The organism is Neglectibacter timonensis (genome assembly GCF_900048895.1).
In the GTDB taxonomy this organism is placed as follows: Bacteria; Bacillota; Clostridia; order Oscillospirales; family Acutalibacteraceae; genus Acutalibacter; species Acutalibacter timonensis.
In genome coordinates this window covers 268,620-289,153 of record NZ_LT160640.1, presented here as the reverse complement: position 1 = coordinate 289,153, position 20,534 = coordinate 268,620, and the positions used below count along the sequence as shown (strand labels likewise).

Below are 20,534 nucleotides of genomic sequence, written 5' to 3'. Positions count from 1 at the left end.
CCTATCCATCAAAGCCCAATTCGAACAAGGTCAAAGGCATATTAGGATTTTTCGCTTTTATGGAAAAAATCACCTGCGATGCGGTTACTTCTGCACCTTTTGCCCGATAAAACTCCCCGTCTGACCCTTCAATTTCAACAAATTCACCAAATTCCACAGGCGTATCTCCGGGATTTACCACATAGAACAGTGTATTTTTTTCGCTTGTACTCAGATCACCTGTTAAATAGAACTCGGCTGTGCTGAATGTAATCGGTTTCTCAAAGTTCAGAGTGATCTTCACTTCATTGCCTGATCCGCTAGACGCCTGGAATACGCAGGAGGAATTCTTATCCCCATCCACTATATTTATAAGATCTTGTTTATTATAGATACCACTTTCAACTGTAATTCCAGGAATGCTGCTTTTCGTGCGTTCCGCATTGGTAAACCAATAATTGTTCCATTCATTTGTTGTGTCTTTTTCTATCAGACCGTCAGGGGCTATGGGATATTGAATCAAGCTGTTCAGTTCCCCGTTTCGATACGTCAAACCTGCTGCGCCGAAGCAATCCACAAGCAGAACATTGTTGGTACTAACTTTATCGGCTTCGTAAAGAATTCCGCTGAATTGATCAGTCATCGAATGTCCTGTAGGAATTCCATAATTTTTGCAATTTTTGATAACCAGGGTCTTTTCGTACCCCTTTGCCGGCGTTTTACTTTCTCCGCCCGCAACAATACCGGCAGAAGCAGTTCCGCCCACCTTCACTACACCTGTGTTCACACAGTCTGAAATTTCCGCCGTGAAATTTACGCATCTGCTGTGGATTAGTCCTACAATGCCTCCGACATGGCTGCTGCTGCCGTCCGCCAGGCTGCCGTAATTTTTGCAGGAGGTAATTGTCAGCACCTCGTTTGCTGTATTGCTGTACACCATACCGAGAATACCGCCGCTCGGGTCAGAGGAGCCCTTCACCGCACCGTAATTGGAGCAGTTGTACAGTGTTCCGCCGTTGTATTTCAGACAGCCGATGATACCGCCGGTTCTCCTTCCGTCTATGGCGCCAAAGTTGTTGCAGTCCTCCATGTACCAATTTCCGTTTGCGACCTCGTTCCTGCCCGCGATACCGGCTGCGCTGTCACCGATAACATTTTTTGTCACAGCAGCCCAATTATCACAACGCAGAATTTCAGCAGAGGAGGAGTTGTAGCCGATGATGCCGCCCGCGCCGCTGTCCTGGCTGTGATTATTGGCCTTCACGCTCCACTTCTTCCCCGTGGCACAGTCAATCAGCTGGCCCGTGGACTTGTTGTAGCCCACAATCCCGCCGGTATGCCCCTTGCTAGTTTCTACTGTCATTACGGTCGCATCGTCGCCGGAAGCCCGGCGGGCTGCCTCGCTCTCTGTCGTGGAGCCATCGCCGAACTTGGCTTCCCGCGATTTTCCGATACGCTCCAGGAGGCCGTAATTGTACCCCACCATACCGCCGGTATGGGCGATATCTGAAGCGGTGACAGAGCACGCCGCGTTTTTATCTGTGCTCGCGTCCGCCAGGGTAACATTCTTTATTTTCGCCGTCTTGCCGTTGACGCCCGCCGCGCCGCCCGCGCAGGCAATGTTGCCGGAAGCGCCGATGACGGATACTTTCACCCCATTGAGCACGCAATTCGAAACCACCGCGCCCACCGGGTTCCTGCTGTCTGCGGTTCCATTCACGCCCACAAGACCGCCATAGCCGTAAATTTCGGCCCCCTCAGTCTCATAGTCATAGCTCAGGCTGAATTTCGGCGGGTTTGCAGGGTCGTTGGCCGTACCCAAAACCGTGACGGTCTTCAGGCTGCAATTTACAGCCTCGCCCAGGTTTTTGCCCACAGCTCCGCCCAGGTACCCGAAATGGTTCAGGTCCTGTGCAGTGAAGCCCAGCTCCACGGTATCCACATTGACTGTTCCCGCCGCTCCGGTAACCTTCGCCCCTTCCCCGTTCAGGCCCGCCACGCCGCCTGCGGCCACGCTGGAAGAGCCGGTAGTCACCTTGAGCAGGCGCACGGAGAATCTGGTAATTTCCGGAGCCTCCGCCTCTGACTCTGCGGCTCCCTTATCCGGCGCCGCCTTCGCGTTTTCTCCTGCAATGCCGCCCAGATATCCCCCGTTTCTGTCCCCGGGAGTGGTGAGCTTCAGGCCGTCGACTTTGCAGCCGTTAATCTTGCCGGTATTTTGGCCGGCAATGCCGCCTGCGTGGGTACCTCCGTTTACAGTCAGCGTTACCGCGTTCAGGCTGCCTGGAGTTCCGGAATCCTTCACAGTACAGTCCGCAACCGTTCCATTGTTGATTCCAACAATGCCGCCTGCCGCGCCCTTCAGCGCTTCCACGCTGCCGGTATCTGTACAATGGGAAATGCTGCCTTCCCGCAGATGCCCGGTAATGCCGCCCGCCGCGGTGATATGCGCACTCTTTTTACCCAGCACGCTGACAGTACCCGTACTGCTGCAATTTTCCACTCGGGCTTTCCCCTCGATCACTCCGGCAATCCCTCCGGCATAGCCGTAATTGGCGGTAACCCTGGCGATATTGTACAGCCCGGTGAGCTTCGCTTCCTGCTCGCCTGTGCCGCCGGAGGAAATGGTGTAGCTGTAACGGCCCACGATGCCGCCCACATTGGTATCGCCCTGAATTTGGTAGGAGTTGCCGGCGCTCTCCACATAAGAGATATCGCTCATCTCGCCTTCATTGTTGCCAATACCGCCGCCTGCGTTTACTCCGGTGCCGTAAAGGTTTACCGCCAGCACGAACTCCGATACCGATGCTTTTTTGTCTTCCGGTTTCAGCTCAGTGCCCTCATCCGGGGTGGGATTGTGAGAATACCCTGCAATACCGCCCACATTCTCTCCGTAACCGTAAACCGTGCCCCGAAGTTCGATTTTCCCCTCAGAATCCTCAGAAACGCCTGTTACAGTGCCATAGTTGTCGGCCGCAATGCCCCCAACCATGTTTTTCCCGGTAACGGTCTTTCCGTTCAGTTCCGGCTTTACAATGCTGCCTTGGGGCTTATTCAGGCCCACGATGCCGCCTACATAATTCTGCGTCTGCTGGCCCAGGTTCGCCGCCTTGCACAAATTGATGCTTCCTTCGTTGACCTCCACCAGTCCCCCGGTGTAGGTGCCTGAACTGATGACCCGGCCCGTATCGTCTGCCGAGCAGTTTGTTATCTTCATGCTCTCCGAGCATTTGCCCACAATGCCGCCCGCATAGGAGTAGGTCTTCTTTGCATTGTCCGCATAGAGATCCAGATTGTCCGTTCCGGTAAGTTCCTCCGCAATGAGAAATCCTGTGGCGGTGACCGGGGTCCCGTTAATCAGGGAAGAAATTTCCAGAGAGGTGTCCTGCACGTTGTAGCCCAGGATGCCGCCCACATATACCTTTGCGGTGATTCCCCCCAGATGGCTTCTGTTTCCATCCTTCTGGCCGGTAATCTTCATCACTGTGCCGGAGGATTCTATTCCACTGCTCCCCGCCTCCTTCGAACCGACAGAGGCCAGCTCTCCGACAGCTTCTTCCAGCGCCTTCTGCCTTTCTTCCGCAGAAGCGTCCGCAGCGGCGGAGCTGCAATCGGTTATCAGCTTCGTCACCGATCTGGCGTCATCTGGAGCCTTCACCATCATATTCAGGCCGATAAAACCGCCTGCAAACGCGTCCGCCTCCACTTTTCCCAGGAAATTGTCCGCGTCGAAGCTGGCGTCAACAGGGTCGTTCGCGTTGGCTACCGCCTGATACAGCAGGTTTCCGCCCACAGCACCGCCCACGCAATACCGGCCCTGCACCAGATTGGGATTCGAATAAAGCGTATGCATTTCCCAACCCGGCTTCTCACCAGCAGCTTCCTCGTGCCGGTACAGATTGGGGCTCAGGTTCACTCCCGCAATACCGCCTACGAAATCCCTGCCGATCACTGAGCCGCCCGCAAAGGAATAGCCGTAAAAAGCTGTGTTTTCCAAAGCATCGTTATAGCCGATCAGGCCGCCGATATAATCCTTGCCCGCCACATAGGCGGTGATTCCGGAAAGACTTTCCGAGGTCAGGCTGCCGCAGTTATAGCCCACAAGGCCGCCCAGCTGGCTGCCGCCGTAGGTTTGAGAGACCTCCTGCATAAAGCCCGAAGGCTCCACATCGCTGCCGCAGTCCTTAACAACGCCGGCGTTGTAACCGGTCAAGCCGCCGCCGTAGGTCTTGGTGGCCACCACCACGCCCCGGTTGGTCCAGTTGTCCAACACTGTATCCGTAGAGGCGTTTGTGCTCACACGCACAAATCCGTTTGCATCCAGAACATTTTTAGTTGTATCCCGCTGCGGCAGGCAGTTCGCGCCCACTACGCCGCCCACAAAATACCGTCCCACCGCATTGGCCGCGTTTGAGCTGCCGCCCTTGAGCTCTGTTTCTTCTCCAAAGCCCAGGATGCCGCCTACATAGTGGGAGCCTACCACATAACCGCCCTCTGTGGAACAGCCGGTGATTACCGCTTTATCCGCATAACCGGCGATGCCGCCCGCATATACGCCCAGCAGAGGTAGGTGATCCCCTGCGTGCTCCGTTTCCTGCTCATAGGCCGCGTCTTCCTCCAGCAATGTCCGAATTTGTTCCGCGTCCGCACTGGGTGTGGAGACACAATTCTCAATGGTAAAGCCCTTCCCAGTACCGGAAACCCCTTTCCCGTCCGCAAAGCCCACAATACCGCCCAGATAGGAGGGCTCATTTTTAAAGGTTGTGGTACCCTCCACAGGGTTTAATTGCCCTGTGCTGATTTCGGGGGTATATTCAAACCAATTTTTTGTGGGATCAGTATACCAATCAATTGAGGTTTCCCGGTTTGTAAGTGAATCCTCTTCAATTTTTACGCCAGTATTTCGAGTGTTCGTATGATAATAATACTTTCCATTGTAATAAGCAAATTCACTTCGCTGAGCACTTGTGGCACTACTGCTTATTTTTCTAGAAACCAATATAACTGAATAGTTATGCACATTTCCTGCCGCATCATTACTTATAAAAATTCCATTTGGATCCTTAACAGCACACGGTACCCATTTGTGTGCCGTACAATATTCTTCCACACTAGAATAACCATTAATTGAGAGACCTGTGTCAGCAAGTAATTGCGTCAAGACCGCTTCATCATATGAATTAAAAAGAGGATATCCATCTGGACTGAGGTCCGTAAAATCCCTATTAACAGTTTGAAACATAGAATACATATTGTATTCATTTGTATTCACATCATAACTTGTTATCGAAATCTTCTTGCCCGCATCAACAGCTTCTTGCACGGCATCAGTAATTCGATCATTAATCGCCTGCGTCAAATCCGTGTCCGCGCCGATTTTCGCCAAAATCAGCCCGGTGTTGGTACAGTCCAGAAGGGAGGCTCTACCTTCGTCCGGCGCAGCCAGCCTGCCCACGATGCCGCCCACATACCGGTGGCCGGAAACGTCGCTGCCGTTATGCAGGTTCTGATAGATCCGCTGCGGAATTTCCTCGTTATCCTTCTGCGCCGTGGTTTCATCCTTGCCCACAATACCGCCCACGTCCTGGTTTCCGGAAACGCTGCCCCCTATGGTGGTCAGCTCTTCCACCTTGCCCTTGTTGACGCCGCAGAAAGAGCCCACAGAATTCTTGCCGGAAACCTGCGCGTTTTCCAGCGTAACCTTTGTAATTGAGCCCTCGTTGGTTCCAAACAGGCCCAGGCCTGTTCCGCCCTGCAGAACAAGCCCTGAAATCGTCTTGGTTTGTGAGGGAGATGTAAAGCTATGGCCCAGTTTCAGCTTCTCAATAGAGGGGAACGCGGTATAAACCAGATTCTCTCCTTCGCCGGCGCTCTCGGGAACCACCGCACCGCTGCGAAATATTTCCGAACCCAACAGTCCCCGAAAGATACCGCCCTCACCGCTCCAGGCGAAGGAATCCGTCAGATTATATGTAAAGCCGTATTGCTTTCCAGTTATATTCCGTTCTTCCTCAAACCGGATGTTGTACAGATGCCTGGCGTTGGCGACACCGTACTCTGCCGACAGAACAGTGTCATTAGCCGTTCCATGCTTTTCCGAAGCAAAATAGGCATTTTCCGTATTGCTGCTTTTCCAGGCCGAGGTTTTATACTTGCTGCCTTTGGCACGCACCTTTACAAAGATATCCCTGGTAATATTGTCATCCCAGTTCTTCTCAAGACCAAACCTGCGGAAGGAATAAGTATCCTTCAGCGCGGCAGGCGTTTTCCCTGTCTCGGCTGAAAGGTCCACGCTGTCCAGCAGCAGATGGATTACCTTATTCTCATCCACATAGGCTGCAAACTGGTATTCCACAGGATCGCCTGCTTTTTCTCCTGCCATGTCGTAGGCCGTGACCTCGGCTTTCAGCTTCAGGCTGTCATAGTCCAGCAGTACCCCGGCTTCTCCCGTTACAGAGGGAATCCGCCGGATCGTCAAGGAAAGCATGGGCTTCTGCGTTTCGCTGTGATAGACCGTCAGTTCGTAATCCAGGGCTCCTGTGGCTTTTTCTGCATATTTGTCTGTGAGCCTGAACTCCAGAGACAGAGAATCCCCATTTACCAGGCGCACCCAGTCAATCACCGGTTTTTCCTTGGTGCGGCTGGTCTCGTCTGAAAGCTCCACAATGCCGTAATAGCCCACTTTTCTGCCACGCCGGGCTTCCTCCTCCCGGTAGCTGATGGAAACATGCCCATCGTCTCTGCCCTCGTCCTCCCCATAGACGAAGCCTTGCTTCACGTCGCTGTACAGCACCGAATAAACCACGCCGCTGCGGGGATCGAATTCGATGGCGACGGATGCGTCGCTCAGGATGGACTTATCATAGACATAGGGCCCGAAAATCTGCTCAAAAATGCTTTGCAGGATTGGATTCGGCTCCTCAGAACCGTTGCTGTTCAGGGCAGTGCCGTCCTTATTGAGGACGATGGTATAAAGCCGGTCCTCATAGTTGAATTGACCGGCGGCGCCGTCCCGCAGCATTTCCTTTTCCAACGGCAAACCGTATTTTTCTATCTGCCGCTCTATTCCCTCCAGCTCTCCGTTTTCGCTGTAGCGGGTCAGGGCGTTCTGAGCCGCTACAAACAGGGACTGGGCATATTCGTTCTGTCGTTTGAAGGTGGCGTAATCGTTATAGGCAAGCAAACTCATAGACGCTACCCCGGCGAGCACAACCATGATCGCCAGGGTAACTAAGAGTTCCACCATGGTGAAACCTTTTTTGTTGTAAAGCTTTTTGCTTGTCATAATTATAAATCCCTCAGCTGCAAGGTTTACATAATATTGCAATCATATCTTAGTACTATTATAAGTAATACAAGTATATCACGGTACCTAAAAAAGTACAACGATTAAATCTGTGCCGTTGCTACCGCTTTCTTTTTACGCCTTTATTTTATCAGGTATAAAGCAATTCCTGCTGGCCCGTTAAAAATAATTGTCGTCCAGCCGCACAGATTTGTTTTCCTGACATATTCTGTACAGAGGGACAAGGCCCGGGGACGCCCCGGACCCTCCCGAAAAAACGCCGGAGCAATCCGGTTGATCCTATACAGAAAGGGGTAACAATTTTGGCAGAAGAAATCAACGGCCAAGCCTGTGGTCTTTATGACGATCCCACAGCTCTGCCCAAGGACCCTGTGCCCGCAATGGCGTATGTCCCCTACCAGCAGTGGAGCAGTTCCCTCCACAGCGCGGAGAGGGCGTTGGACGCGGGAACTCTGTTTCCCGTATTGGATAAGCCGTTTTACGGCAGAAGAGGTGAACCCAGATGAGTGAAGAGCAGGCCATGCGCAGAAGGATAGCAGCCATGCAGTTTGCCATGTGGGAGCTGCACCTGTTTCTGGACACGCATCCCAATAATTGTGACGCGGCAAAAAAGCTGGACGATTACAAGATGAGGACAGAGAAACTTGTTAAAGAATTTGAAGAGAAATTTGGCCCTATCAACGAGACTCCTCAGAATACCAGCCGCTGGGCTTGGATCAGCGACCCCTGGCCCTGGGAAAAGGAGGGAAATTAACTCATGTTTGTGTATGAAAAAAGACTCCAGTATCCGATTAAGATTCAGAATTCCAACCCTGCGCTGGCAAAGATCATCATCAGCCAGTACGGCGGCCCCCACGGAGAGCTGGGCGCATCGCTGCGCTATTTGAGCCAGCGCTACTCTATGCCCTACCCCGAACTGAAAGCAATTTTGACCGATATCGGTACCGAAGAGCTCAGCCATCTGGAAATGGTAGGTACTATTGTCTATCAGCTGACAAGGAACCTGACTCCTCAGCAGATTAAAGAAGCGGGCTTTGACACGTACTTTGTGGATCATACGACCGGAGCTTATCCCGTAGCAGCCTCAGGCGCTCCTTTCAATGCCGACATGTTCGCCGTAACCGGAGATACCATTGCCGACCTGAATGAAGATTTGAGCGCCGAGCAAAAAGCCAGATTGACCTACGACAATATTCTCCGTTTTGCCGACGACCCCGACGTGCGGGATCCCATCAAATTCCTGCGCGAGAGGGAAATCGTCCATTTCCAGCGTTTTGGCGAGGGTCTGCGCATCCTGACCGACAAACTGGATTCTAAAAACTTCTACGCCTTTAACCCGTCCTTCGATAAACCGTAACCGTTTAGATAACAGAAACAGCCAGAGCGCACCGTTTCCGGTACGCTCTGGCTTTCTTTATATCTCTCAAGCCACATTTCCGGCATAACGGTAAAAAGGATATTGCCGTTCCTATCTGGGAAGAATAGGATGGAAAAGAACAGCGACAGAAAGGAACAAAAATAACTATGGCAAGATTTACACTTCCCAGAGACCTCTATTATGGTCCCGGCTCTCTCTCCCAATTGCGGGAACTCCACGGCAGCAAAGCCGTTCTGGTATTGGGCGGCGGCTCGATGAAACGCTATGGCTTTGTGGACCGCGCCCTCTCCTATCTGAAAGAGGCAGGCATCGACACAACCCTGATTGAAGGGGTGGAGCAGGATCCCTCCGTGGAGACAGTGCTCCGGGGCGCACAGCGCATGAGGGAGCTCTGCCCGGATTTGATCCTCTCCATGGGCGGCGGCTCACCCATTGACGCAGCCAAAGCCATGTGGGTTTTCTATGAGCATCCGCAAACCACCTTTGAATCCCTGATTACGCCCTTTTCCTTCCCGGAGCTTCGCACCAAGGCAAGGTTTGTCGCAATTCCCTCCACCTCCGGCACCGCCACTGAAGTCACAGCCTTTTCCGTTGTGACGGATTACGCTAAGGGGATCAAGTATCCGCTGGCGGATTTCAACATCACTCCGGATATCGCCATTCTGGATCCCGATCTGGCCCAGACGATGCCGCAGGCTCTTACAGCTAACACGGGCATGGATGCCCTTACTCACGCAGTTGAGGCCTACGTTTCTACGCTTCATTCTCCCTTTACCGATCCGCTGGCCTTGAAGGCTGTCTCCATGGTGGTGGAACACCTGCCAAGATCCTACGGCGGCGACAAGTACGCCAGGGAGCAAATGCACTATGCCCAGTGTCTGGCCGGTATGGCTTTCTCCAACGCCCTGCTGGGTATCGTACACTCCATGGCCCACAAGACCGGCGCTGCCTTCGCCGGTGGTCACATCCCCCACGGCTGCCTGAACGCTCTGTATCTTCCGTATGTGGTGCGCTACAACGCCAAAGTTTGTGCAGGCCGCTACGCGGACGTGGCCTACGCTTGCGGCCTCACCGGAGAGAACGAAATGGAGCTGACGGACAAGCTCTGCCAAAAGCTGACAAGCCTGAACCGCCAGTTCGGAATCCCGTGCAGTCTGCAGGAAGCAGGTGTCCCGGAGGAAGAATTCCGCGAAAAGCTGCCTCTGATCGCTGAAAACGCCGTAGCGGATGCCTGCACGCTTTCGAATCCCAGAGAGATCGACACGACCGCCATGATGAAACTTTTTGACTGTATTTATTCAGGGGAACCAGTGGAATTCTGACCGGCAGCGCCGCTGCATTGCTGCGTTCAGCAAAAAATGCAGAGATACCTCCGGCAATCATGCTTTTCCAAAGATTTTTCATTGCTTTCTGTCTCCCTGATTGCTATAATAGCAGAGATAAACAGAGAGATGGAAGTGAATGAAATTATGTACCGCATTGCAAAAAAACAAAAATTAAATGCTACCGTAACGTTGATGGAAATAGAAGCGCCGCTGATCGCAAAGAAAGCGGAACCGGGGCAGTTTATTATCCTGCGGGTGAACGAAGAAGGAGAACGGATTCCCCTGACCGTTGCGGACTTTGACAGGGAGCGCGGAACCGTGACCATCATCTTCCAGATTGTGGGCGCCACCACCGAGAAGCTGAATCACCTGGAGGAGGGAGACTGCCTTCAGGACTTTGTGGGACCGTTAGGAACTCCTTCACACGTGGAGGGGCTTCGCAAGGTGGCCGTGGTTGGCGGCGGTGTGGGCTGCGCCATCGCCTACCCTATCGCCAAGAAACTCCATCAGCTTGGGGCGGAGGTTCACTCGATCGTAGGCTTCCGCAATGAAGAGCTGGTCATCCTGGAAGAACAGTTCAGGGAAGTCAGCGACAGGTTTGTCCTCATGACCGACGACGGAAGCTGTGGAGAAAAAGGCCTGGTCACAAATGCCCTGCAGAAGCTTATCGATGCTGGGGAGCAGTATGACGAAGTTATCGCCATCGGGCCGCTGATCATGATGAAATTCGTTGTGCGGCTCACAAAACAATACAACATCAAAACCGTGGTCAGCATGAACCCCATCATGATCGACGGCACAGGTATGTGCGGCGGCTGCCGTCTGACCGTGGGCGGCAAGACCAAATTCGCCTGTGTGGACGGTCCCGATTTCGACGGCTTCGAGGTGGACTTTGACGAGGCCATGGCCCGCTCCAGCATATACAAACCTTTTGAGCGCCATGCCTACGAAGAAGCCTGTCATCTGTTTGAAAAGGAGGTCCGCTGAGATGCCCAACATGTCTTTGAAGAAAAACGAAATGCCCTCTCAGGAACCCAATGTCCGCAACAAAAACTTCAGCGAGGTGGCCCTGGGCTATACGGCGGAGCAGGCCGTCGACGAGGCGAACCGCTGCCTCAATTGCAAAAACAGACCATGTGTGGGCGGCTGCCCTGTAAATATTGCCATTCCCGACTTCATTCAGGAAGTGCAGAAGGGAAATTTCGAGGAGGCCTACCAGATCATTGCCAAATCCAGTTCCTTGCCCGCCGTCTGCGGCCGCGTCTGCCCTCAGGAATCCCAGTGCGAGGCAAAATGCGTACGGGGCATTAAGGGAGAGCCTGTGGCAATCGGCCGGCTGGAGCGCTTTGTGGCCGACTGGCACAACGATCACAGCAAGGAAGCCCCCAAACGGCCTGCTCCCCTTGGCCGCAGGGTGGCTATAGTGGGATCCGGCCCCTCCGGGCTGACCTGTGCAGGAGATTTGGCCAAGCTGGGCTACGACGTCACCGTGTTTGAAGCGCTGCACACTGCCGGCGGAGTGCTGGTGTACGGTATTCCGGAATTCCGGCTGCCCAAGGCCATTGTTCAGAAGGAGATCGATACGCTCAAGGAGCTGGGCGTCAAGGTGGAAACCAATATGGTCATCGGCAGAGTGCTCTCTGTGGACGAACTGCTGGAGGACGGGTTCGAAGCCGTATTTATCGGCTCCGGCGCAGGCCTTCCCCGCTTCATGAACATACCTGGGGAAAACCTGAAGGGCGTGTATTCCGCCAATGAATTCCTCACCCGCGTCAACCTGATGAAATCCTATCGGGACAACAGCGACACACCCATCCAGCATGCAAAAAAGGTTGCGGTGGTGGGAGGCGGCAACGTGGCCATGGACGCGGCCCGCTGCGCCAAAAGGCTGGGCGCGGAGGAAGTTTCCATCGTGTACCGGCGTTCAGAGAAAGAACTGCCCGCCCGTGCAGAGGAGGTGGAGCATGCGAAGGAGGAGGGCATCGTCTTCCGGCTTCTGCACAACCCCACTAAAATTCTGGGCAACGAGGAAGGCTTTGTTTCCGGCATGGAGTGCGTGGAGATGGAGTTGGGCGAACCGGATGCCTCCGGGCGGCGGCGTCCGGTAGAAAAAGCAGGCTCCGAATCCATTCTGGAAGCGGACTGTGTGATCATGGCCATAGGGACGTCCCCCAACCCGCTGATTAAAACCACCACTGAGGGACTGGAAACCCAGAAATGGGGCGGCATTATTGTAGAAGAAGAGACCGGCCTCACCTCCCGGCCCGCCGTCTATGCGGGCGGCGACGCCGTCACCGGCGCCGCTACTGTCATCCTCGCTATGGGCGCAGGCAAGACTGCCGCTTCCGCCATTCATGAGTACCTGCAGAAAAAAGAAAAATAAACCCGTTGAGCAAGAGCAATTAAAAATCACGCAAACCGCAGAATGAAGCTGTGGTTTGCGTGATTTTTGTATGGATAAACAATCAAACGCATTCTTCACTCCTGCTGGATGAGAAATCGTTCCACTGCTTCCGCCAGTCCATCCTCATCATGTGCAGACGTTCTGTACTTTGCGGCTGCCAGAGCTTCCGGCAAGGCATCCGCTACTGCTACAGAAACCCCTGCGCATTGCAGCATGGTCACATCGTTTCCATTATCCCCAATAGCCATTACCTGGCTGGTGGAAATCTTCAGATGCCTGCACAGCGCTTTCAGCCCCGCCCCTTTGTGCGCTCCGGAAGCATTGATTTCCAGATTGTCTGGAATCGATGAAGTGAGGCGCAGCCCGCCTAAAGCCAACAGCTTATTCCAAAGCTCTTCGCGAAGCTCCGGCGTTGGCAAATAAGGCAGATTGATTTTTTCCGGGCAAAGCCCCGTTTCCCGCAGCAAAACTTCAAAATCTTCCGTATAAACAAAATCTTTCGTCAGGAAATGCCATTTTGTCTTTGGAAAGCCAAAATAGGTTTTTGCTTTTTCAGGCGCTCCCTGCAGCGTAATCGCTCTTCCTTCTCGATAATATTCCACATAGACATCATAACTTTTTAACAGCTGCTGCACCTCCAGCGCCTTAGCATTGGGAATCAGGCAGTCCCAAATGCATTCCCCTGATTTCAGGTCATAAACGCCTGCGCCGTTGGAGGTGATAGCCCAGCGCACGCCGGGCAGGCTGGTAATCTCTTCCGGCAGAAATGTCCTCATTCTTCCGCTGGCCGGAACCAGCAGTATCCCCATCTGCCCCGCTCTTTCCAACGCTTTTCGATTTCGGGTGGAAAGATGCTGATGCCCTGTCAGCGTAGTACCGTCCAAATCAAAAGCTAAAAGCTTCATGTTCCATTCCTCCATCTATTTCGTGTGGTTTCTATCGCGAATTGCATTCGTGTCTCTCAGCTTTGCCCACTGGATTTCTTCCCGTAACAGTCCTATCTATTCTATCATAAAACTCTGTCTCCACAATACGTTTTTCATTGCAGTACCAAAGAAATCATGCTAAAATAAACGCACAGCAAATCCTCTGCAATCTCAAACAAGAATGGAGGAAGATTTCGTGAAACAAAAGAAGACCGTTTTCATGGCCGAAATTGCCATACTGGCCGCCTTAATTCTCATTATGGCCTTTACCCCTATCGGTTATTTAAGAATCGGCGCTTTATCCCTGACATTACTGATGATTCCCGTCTCTGTAGGCGCTGTCGTGATGGGCCCGCTGGCCGGTGCTGGCCTTGGCTGCCTGTTTGGACTTACAAGCTTCGCCCAGTGTTTTATGGGCGATGTCCTGGGAAGCATTTTGGCGGCGAAAAACATCTTTTTTACTTTTGTGGTCTGTGTTGTGTCCCGCACGCTTGCCGGACTGCTCTGCGGCGTGGTTTACAGACTGTTCCGAAAAAAAAGCGGCACGGTTCCCCTATTGGTTTCCAATCTGCTGGGCTCCTTGCTCAATACTGCCCTGTTCCTGGGCCTCCTGGCACTTCTCTTTTGGAATTTCAGCTTCAATCCTGAACAGGCTCAGGCTTTGGGCGGCGTAGATTCCGCCCTGCAGACAGTGATCCTTCTGGCTACCGGCATCAACGCGCCGATAGAGCTGCTTGTGTGTGGTATCGCCGGCACTGCAGTCTCGAAGGCCGTAATAAAACTGAATTCTATCCGTGTGTGAGTATTTAAAAAAACAGCTCCTTGCGTTTGAGGCAAGGAGCTGTTTTTTCGCATGTGAAACTCAGTTGTTGCGGAAAGTGCAGCACTCGGTGCCGCTCTTCGTGGTCACATCACCGCAGCAGCAGCCCACGCAAACACACTCGGCCGTGCACTTGCAATTTTCATTGTACGCGCACTTTTCGGCTTTACAGTCGATAGAGGTCTCCACAGAGGGAGTCCGTCCACAGGCCGAAACGTTCTCACCCATGCTTCTGTGCCTCTCTTCAAAGGAGGAACAGCAAGTCTGACTGCTCTCGCAGGCCGAAGGTCCGTCGACCTTGATACCCGGAAGACAGCACTGATTGTTGCAGTAATGCTGACAGGACGTCACCTGACATTCAAGTCTGTTCATAAGGCACCTCGTAAACATAAATTTGTAAAACTCCGTTTTACGAGATTTATTCTTTGCTGCCTCTGCTGTTTTTATTCCAGCGGCGCCTCTGTCATTTTTTTCTGATATTTAAAATTGCCGCTTTTTCGTTCTCCGCCGCTTCGGCGTCAGGCCTGCTGTCCCAGAATGCGCTTGCCAGTCAGGCGCATGATTACAGCCCCCACAACGCAGGTAAGCAAAACCTCGGGAATCATGTAGCTGCCATTATAGAGCAGAGAATACAGGCAGGCAAGTTCATTTCCCGTCATTCCCGCAAGCATCGGAAATTTTGCCACATCCGCATATTCCCCCCACAGAATCCAGCCGGAGAGGAAGGAGCACAAATAGCGGAGCATCCCGGAAACAAAAGCGCCCAGCGCAAAAGCAGCCGTGTCGTTTTGGATCCTCCCACGAAAGATACCGGCCAGGCCCAGAACCGTAAAAGCCAAAATGTAATCCAGCAGAATAGAACCCACGACCACCCCGCCGGATATCCCTTTGAGCGCATCTAGCCCAAAGAGCAGCTGCAGTACGCTGAAAGTGAGTCCCGCACCCAGGCCCCACTTAGTGCCGCATTTATAGGCATAGATCATGATCGGAAGCATAGAGCACAGTGTGATGGAGCCGCCGTAAGGCATGTCCAGAAATTTGATGAAATTCAGAACTGTACCGAGGGCAATCATCACGCCCGCCAGAACTAAATTCATCGTACGTTTGGAAAGTCTTGTGTTCATTTTCATTCTTCCTTCTTCCAAATATTCTTTTGAAAAATGAAAAATGCCATTTGGATAAAATTCCAAATGACACAGAAACACATTTCGATACCGTCCATATCCCGCAGCTTCGAAGACGGCACAAAGCCAACACTCATTTGCCGATTCCGACAAATGCGCCTGCCTGCTATAATGAAATGTTTCCTACGTCGGTATTATCCGCATCAGGTTCCTGCCCTTTACGGGCAAAGGGTTTAAGCTCGAAGCTCCTCTCAGCCGCCTTTCAGCAAGCTCCCCTTCTTTCATTTTTCGTCTTTTATTTTAGCCTCTGGACCGTCATTTGTCAAATAAAAAATTATCCTTAAAATTTCTCCCTTATCTGAATTGTTTTTTTACAAATTATACGATCGACCACTTGCTTTTCTTTTGCATAACCTTTATAATTATTTATAAATTTATAAATTCAAGTTTATTTAAAGAAATGCAAATGGGGTATCTATTGGTATGAAAGCGAAGGATCTGGCCAGACAGCTCGGAGTTTCCCCTGCGACCATCTCCCTGGTGCTGAACAATAAACCCGGTATCAGCGATTCGCTGCGCCGTTCTCTTTTGAAAAAAATACGGGAGCTGGGCTGTGGGGACATGATAGGCGCCGCCCAGGATTCTGGAAATTATGCTTCTCAAAGGCCACACCCTGTCATTGCCTATCTCATTTACACCAGCTGTGATGAAACGGACGATCGGTTTGCCTTTTACCCTGCCGTACTGGAGGGCGCCGAAATGGAAGCCAGAGAAAACGGCTTTCATCTGGTGGTGATGCACTTGAGCCGGCAGGGTAATCCACAGCTCCAAAGCCTGCTGGAAGATGTGGGAGACACGGCCGGCGTCATCATTCAGGCAGGCCATATCAGCGCCGGTATCCTGGAAGACGTCCGCAGCCTAAGGCTTCCTGCCGTATTCGTGGACGCATACCTGCCCAACCGGCAGATAAACAGCGTTTGCGTCAACAACGAACAGGGGGTATTCACTGCGGTTAGATATCTGAAGGAAAAGGGCCACCGAGACTTGGGATATGTGTACAGCGGTCAGGAAAACGACAGCCAAGTGGATCGCCGCCGCTGTTTTCACCAAGCTCTGTGGGAATACGGTCTGGAAGACCGGAAGGAATTTTATTTTTCCTGCGCAGACCTGCATTTTGGCAGCAGCGCAGACGAGTTAAGCCTCCGTTTTCAAAAGGTAAAACCGTTTCCCACTGCACTGCTGGCGGAGAATGACCATCTGGCCTGGCAAGCAATCAAAGCATTGGAACAGGCCGGACTCCGGGTGCCTGAGGACGTTTCCGTCATCGGGTTTGACAACCGTTCTCTCTGTACCATGATTACTCCGCGCCTGACCAGTATGAAAAATTCCCGCCGTCTGATGGGCAGGGAATGCATCTCTCTGCTGCAAAACCTGTGCCGTCTGCGCAGGCTCGGAATCTATGACGCCTGTCTGAATTATCAGATTTCCACACAACTTATTGAAAGAGACAGCGTTCGGGATCTGACCAAAACCACTTAATCTGTTCTGTACTGCAGGGCAGCGCTTTGGAACAACAGCCGCAATCTCCACAGTATCCCAGCAAATCGAAGCCCCCGGAAGGAGTCCTTCCAGGGGCTTTCTATATCCGTCCTTCCGCTCCGGAATCACCGGAAACGGGTATCTTAGTCTTCAGACTCTTTCTCCGCTCTTCGCCGCCTGGTCAGATGGACGAGCGTGGCGGCCGTTACGGCAAAATAAACTGTCACATTGGGCCTTCGAAGCACATTACCGGAAATCTGGGCAGCAATCAAGGCCAGCAGGAATGCCATACCCACAGCCCCCATCTCCACCGTCAAAAAGCTCTGTACCCCTCTTCCCAACGCCTTAATACCTGCAAGCAGACTGCCGAGATATCTCTTAACTGATTTTTCGCTGGAACGTCCTTCTTGATTCTTTCTGCGTTCTTCCACGCTTGTCCGGCGCACCTCCAGGGCAAAACCGCGGAGGATTATCCAGATAAAATAGGCAAAGAACAGCAGATACAGGGCAAAGCCAAAATAGCCGCAGAAATAGAAAACCGCAGGAAAATCATTTTCCAAATCATAAATGGCATTGGGGGTGAGCATATCGCTGTATTCAAATCCCAGCATCTTGGTAGCAAAATCCTTTTCCTGCCACACCAACTTTGCAAAAACTTTTTTCCGCACCCGCGAGTCGGATAGGATTGTGGGCTCCGTGGTATAATTATAGGCCTCCATTACATTGTAAACGCCAAATCGGTCATGCAGATTTTTCAGAAAGGGACCGTACACCTCTTTGTCAGTGTACACGCCGATTAGGCTGCGGCGCACCTTTTCCAGCTTGTCCTCAGAACTTTGCTCAGAATCAAATCCATTTTTAATATCCTGAATAGTTTCCGCATCCGCGCCGCTGTTCTCCATGCTCTCATTTACCAGCTTGTTGTAGATGCCCAAGGCATAGTTTGACTGGTTCTCCCGGTCCTGCATGGGAGACTGTGCCCGAAACCCGAAAGCAAGCCCCGCAAGTACCACAAGCGGCAGCACGTAGAGCCAGCATTTCTTTTTCAAATTCAACGCAAACAGGAACAGATAGGCTCCCGCCAATATGAAGATAGAATAGAAGGTAAGCTTTGTCCCGGTGGCATACATCAGCCCGATACAGGCCGCTGACATCAGCAGATATATCGGATATTTTCCCGTCTTGTAAGCCCAAAGGACAGCAAGAGGAGCCAGCAGCACAATTACCGCGCTCTGCGCACTGGGAACGGCAAACCATCCCAAAACTCCCACGCCTAAGGTTTCATAAGTGTAGACCGGATGCCCCAGCGCCCAGGGAAGCAGAGTAAACAGCACAACCTCCATAAAATTGATACCGAAGCCCCAGTAAATGCTTTTGCGCACGTCCTTCCCCTGCTCGTAAAAAGTGAGGAAGGATAGGGTAAATATAGGGAAATTCATGATACGCAGAAAATTGGTGGTATCCGCCACAGGGGATTGATAGCCCACCCGGAAGCAATTGACCATATGGGCGATCCAAAACAGGCCTATCGCACCATAAAAGAAAAAATATATTTTTTTCTTCCTGCTGATAAAAAATCCCAGCAAGGCCACAAACGCCAGCATGGCAAACCGTGCCAAGGTAGAAAGAGCATTGCTGCCAGTCTGGCCCAGAAAATAAGAAAACACGTCCAGCACCGGCTGAATCACCAGTAAAACGAGTACCAGAACAGAGAGTTTTTCTTCTAATTTGGATCGAAATTCCTGTATCTTCATGGAACAACTCCGTTATTTTCACAGTTTGATTTCGCCCAGAAATTGGCGGCTGCGGTTATCTTATCATATTTTCTTGAGAAACACAACCGATTTTCTGTCAACCTGAGGTCTGTTCCGGACCACTGGATGGGACTGCTGCCAGAGCATCGCCGCGGCCAAAGAAAAATACACGCACACATTAGGCTTTCTGAGCGTCTGTCCGGAAAACTGGGCCGCCCCCAAGGCATAGCAGAACATCAGCGCCGCAGCGCCCAATTCCAACGTCACAAATCCGGGGCCCCGCCGGAACAGAGCCCGCAATGCGGAAAAGACAAAATAGGCGGCAAACAGCAGATAAAGCCCCGCCCCCAGATAACCATAGTAATAGAGCAAAGCGGGAAAATCATTTTCCGGGTCATAAATATTCCCGTTGACAGTAGCCTCTGCATACTCAAAGCCCAGCATCTTTGTGAGAAAATCCTTCTGCTGCCAGTTGAGTTCCAAACATTTCAGCTTTTTCAGCCGGGCGTTATAAAGCTGTTCCGGCGCATCGGTATAACCGTAAGCCTCCATCACGGCTTCCAGCCCAAACTTCTCAATCATATCCCCCAGCAAGGGCAGCTTATAGGGACCGGGCACACCGTAAACCTCTGTATAGAGCCGTTCCAGCTTTTCTTTCACTTCGGCGGGAATTTCTTCCCCTTTCCGGTAGGCGTATCCCATATCGCTGCCCATCACAGCCTCTGTCTTTTCCCGGTAAAGCTCATTGGAATCCAACGAACGCATTTGACGCTGTTCCATCGGCGAGAAGCCCTTCAGGCCCAGCAGCAGCACCAGTGCCAGCAGCAGAGGAAGACAGAACCTGAGCGGTTTCCTGTTCCACAGCAGCAGCACCAGTATTCCTGCCGCTGTTAACACGGCTGAAAAATAAGTCAACCTGGTACCGGTGGCATAAAGCAGCCCGAATCCCAGAAAAGCCGTCACGCAGAGGAGCCAGAATTTTTCCTTGCGAAGCGCCCACAGCAGAAGCGGAGGAACCAACATGGCCAGCACTGCGCTTTGAGCATTGGGAACGCCGAACCAGCCCAATATTCCAATCTGCATGCCCCTTTCCGGATAATCGTAGGTATAGACAGGATGGCCTGTCAAAAAGGAAAGCAGCACTACAAGAAGTATGATGCCAAAATTCGCCGCCAAAATCCCGACTACCGAATAATCCAAGGAATCGCGCCGGCGGAAAAATGTGACAAACGAGAGCGTCCATAAAGGGAACTGCACCAACTTAAGGTATTCTGCCGCATCCCCCACCGGATCCATATAGCCGGTACGCAGGCAGTTGAGCATGTGCAGCAGCCAAAAGCCTGCTATCAAACCGTAAAAGACGCCATAAACCCTTTTTCTGTCCGAAATGACAAAACCGTACAGGCTTACTGTTATGAGAAGGGCCATTCGCAGAGCCGTGGTGAAAACGGTCCCTCCTACATTCTGCATGAAATAGGAAAGCACGTCCAGCATCGGCTGCAGCAGAAGCAGCGCCGCCATAAATTCCCCCGTATGGGAAATCATCCTGCCCTTGAACGTTGTATCTTTCATAAAGCAATTCCTTATCTGCTCTTCAAAATTCGGCAAGGCTGCCGTATGACCTGTTAACTATACCACAAACCTCCGCCCCATACAAGTGAATCAGCCCGAACAGCCTCCGGTTTCAGAATTCAGAAAGAAATTCCCGCCGCTCCTGAAAGTTCGCCAAAAACCGGCCGGCTGTTTTTGACCTCCGCATCCTGCATCCGTACGACAGCTGCAGATGGTTCAGCCCCGCCCGCCTGAAACAAGCTGTCTGATTTATCTGTCCTGGGCTCATGCCTTCCGGAATGGGAACCACTGTTTGAGAGACTTTTCAGATCATTCCCGGTGATAAGAGAACGCGGGGCAAGGAAAGCTGTGTTTCCCTGCTCCGCGCTTTCTGTTTTTTTGTTTTTTAGGGCTATTGGAGACCGGCC

The 20,534-nt window shown here is 52.1% G+C and carries 14 protein-coding genes and 1 pseudogene; 8 read left to right on the top strand and 7 right to left on the bottom strand.

What is annotated here, in order from left to right; translation table 11 throughout:
• Position 1 precedes the first annotated feature (1 nt).
• Positions 2 to 7,264 carry a type IV pilin protein gene (locus tag BN3911_RS10220; protein ID WP_074039133.1) on the bottom strand — a complete coding sequence of 2,421 codons (7,263 nt, stop codon included), beginning with the start codon at positions 7,262 to 7,264 and terminating at the stop codon, positions 2 to 4.
• Positions 7,265 to 7,587: 323 nt separating this feature from the next.
• Here BN3911_RS10220 and BN3911_RS17605 point away from each other — a divergent pair, with 323 nt between their 5' ends.
• From BN3911_RS17605 to gltA, 6 genes are all read left to right on the top strand, one after another.
• Complete coding sequence (locus BN3911_RS17605; protein WP_066865060.1) at positions 7,588 to 7,791, top strand: spore coat associated protein CotJA; 204 nt, start codon at positions 7,588 to 7,590, stop codon at positions 7,789 to 7,791.
• On the top strand, positions 7,788 to 8,039 hold the full coding sequence (locus BN3911_RS10210) for a spore coat protein CotJB (RefSeq protein WP_066865057.1): 252 nt from the start codon (positions 7,788 to 7,790) through the stop codon (positions 8,037 to 8,039). The genes BN3911_RS17605 and BN3911_RS10210 overlap by 4 nt, the downstream gene beginning before the upstream one ends.
• A 3-nt stretch (positions 8,040 to 8,042) precedes the next feature.
• A complete protein-coding gene (locus tag BN3911_RS10205; protein ID WP_066865054.1) occupies positions 8,043 to 8,642 on the top strand; it encodes a manganese catalase family protein in 600 nt (199 codons plus the stop codon).
• A gap of 167 nt (positions 8,643 to 8,809) precedes the next feature.
• Positions 8,810 to 9,985 carry an iron-containing alcohol dehydrogenase gene (locus tag BN3911_RS10200; protein ID WP_066865050.1) on the top strand — a complete coding sequence of 392 codons (1,176 nt, stop codon included), beginning with the start codon at positions 8,810 to 8,812 and terminating at the stop codon, positions 9,983 to 9,985.
• A gap of 147 nt (positions 9,986 to 10,132) precedes the next feature.
• Positions 10,133 to 10,975, top strand: a complete 843-nt coding sequence (locus BN3911_RS10195; RefSeq protein ID WP_066867754.1) for a sulfide/dihydroorotate dehydrogenase-like FAD/NAD-binding protein — start codon at positions 10,133 to 10,135, stop codon at positions 10,973 to 10,975.
• 1 nt (position 10,976) lies between these two features.
• Complete coding sequence (gltA, locus tag BN3911_RS10190; protein ID WP_066865047.1) at positions 10,977 to 12,371, top strand: NADPH-dependent glutamate synthase; 1,395 nt, start codon at positions 10,977 to 10,979, stop codon at positions 12,369 to 12,371.
• Positions 12,372 to 12,466: 95 nt separating this feature from the next.
• Here gltA and BN3911_RS10185 read toward each other — a convergent pair whose 3' ends face one another.
• Positions 12,467 to 13,297 carry an HAD family hydrolase gene (locus BN3911_RS10185; RefSeq protein ID WP_187127726.1) on the bottom strand — a complete coding sequence of 277 codons (831 nt, stop codon included), beginning with the start codon at positions 13,295 to 13,297 and terminating at the stop codon, positions 12,467 to 12,469.
• A gap of 217 nt (positions 13,298 to 13,514) precedes the next feature.
• Here BN3911_RS10185 and BN3911_RS10180 point away from each other — a divergent pair, with 217 nt between their 5' ends.
• Positions 13,515 to 14,120: an ECF transporter S component gene (locus BN3911_RS10180; RefSeq protein ID WP_187127725.1), complete on the top strand. Its 606-nt coding sequence runs from the start codon at positions 13,515 to 13,517 to the stop codon at positions 14,118 to 14,120.
• Positions 14,121 to 14,180: 60 nt separating this feature from the next.
• Here BN3911_RS10180 and BN3911_RS17600 read toward each other — a convergent pair whose 3' ends face one another.
• The 3 genes and pseudogenes from BN3911_RS17600 to BN3911_RS10170 form a co-directional block, all read right to left on the bottom strand.
• On the bottom strand, positions 14,181 to 14,366 hold the full coding sequence (locus BN3911_RS17600) for a hypothetical protein (RefSeq protein WP_242871111.1): 186 nt from the start codon (positions 14,364 to 14,366) through the stop codon (positions 14,181 to 14,183).
• A 30-nt stretch (positions 14,367 to 14,396) separates the two neighbouring features.
• A pseudogene (locus BN3911_RS17845) lies at positions 14,397 to 14,510 on the bottom strand (DUF1540 domain-containing protein); the annotation flags it as partial.
• Positions 14,511 to 14,656: 146 nt separating this feature from the next.
• Positions 14,657 to 15,262 (bottom strand): energy-coupled thiamine transporter ThiT, encoded by a 606-nt coding sequence (locus BN3911_RS10170; RefSeq protein WP_066867751.1) that lies wholly within the window; start codon positions 15,260 to 15,262, stop codon positions 14,657 to 14,659.
• A gap of 483 nt (positions 15,263 to 15,745) precedes the next feature.
• Here BN3911_RS10170 and BN3911_RS10165 point away from each other — a divergent pair, with 483 nt between their 5' ends.
• Positions 15,746 to 16,801 carry a LacI family DNA-binding transcriptional regulator gene (locus tag BN3911_RS10165; RefSeq protein WP_066865034.1) on the top strand — a complete coding sequence of 352 codons (1,056 nt, stop codon included), beginning with the start codon at positions 15,746 to 15,748 and terminating at the stop codon, positions 16,799 to 16,801.
• Between the two features lie 143 nt (positions 16,802 to 16,944).
• On the opposite strand, the gene BN3911_RS10160 is transcribed toward BN3911_RS10165, so the two are convergent.
• Together BN3911_RS10160 and BN3911_RS10155 are read right to left on the bottom strand one after the other, a co-directional pair.
• The gene (locus BN3911_RS10160) at positions 16,945 to 18,555 is read right to left on the bottom strand and encodes an O-antigen ligase family protein (RefSeq protein ID WP_066865032.1); all 1,611 of its coding nucleotides are present in this window, start codon (positions 18,553 to 18,555) and stop codon (positions 16,945 to 16,947) included.
• Positions 18,556 to 18,618: 63 nt separating this feature from the next.
• On the bottom strand, positions 18,619 to 20,127 hold the full coding sequence (locus BN3911_RS10155) for an O-antigen ligase family protein (RefSeq protein ID WP_066865030.1): 1,509 nt from the start codon (positions 20,125 to 20,127) through the stop codon (positions 18,619 to 18,621).
• Positions 20,128 to 20,534 lie beyond the last annotated feature (407 nt).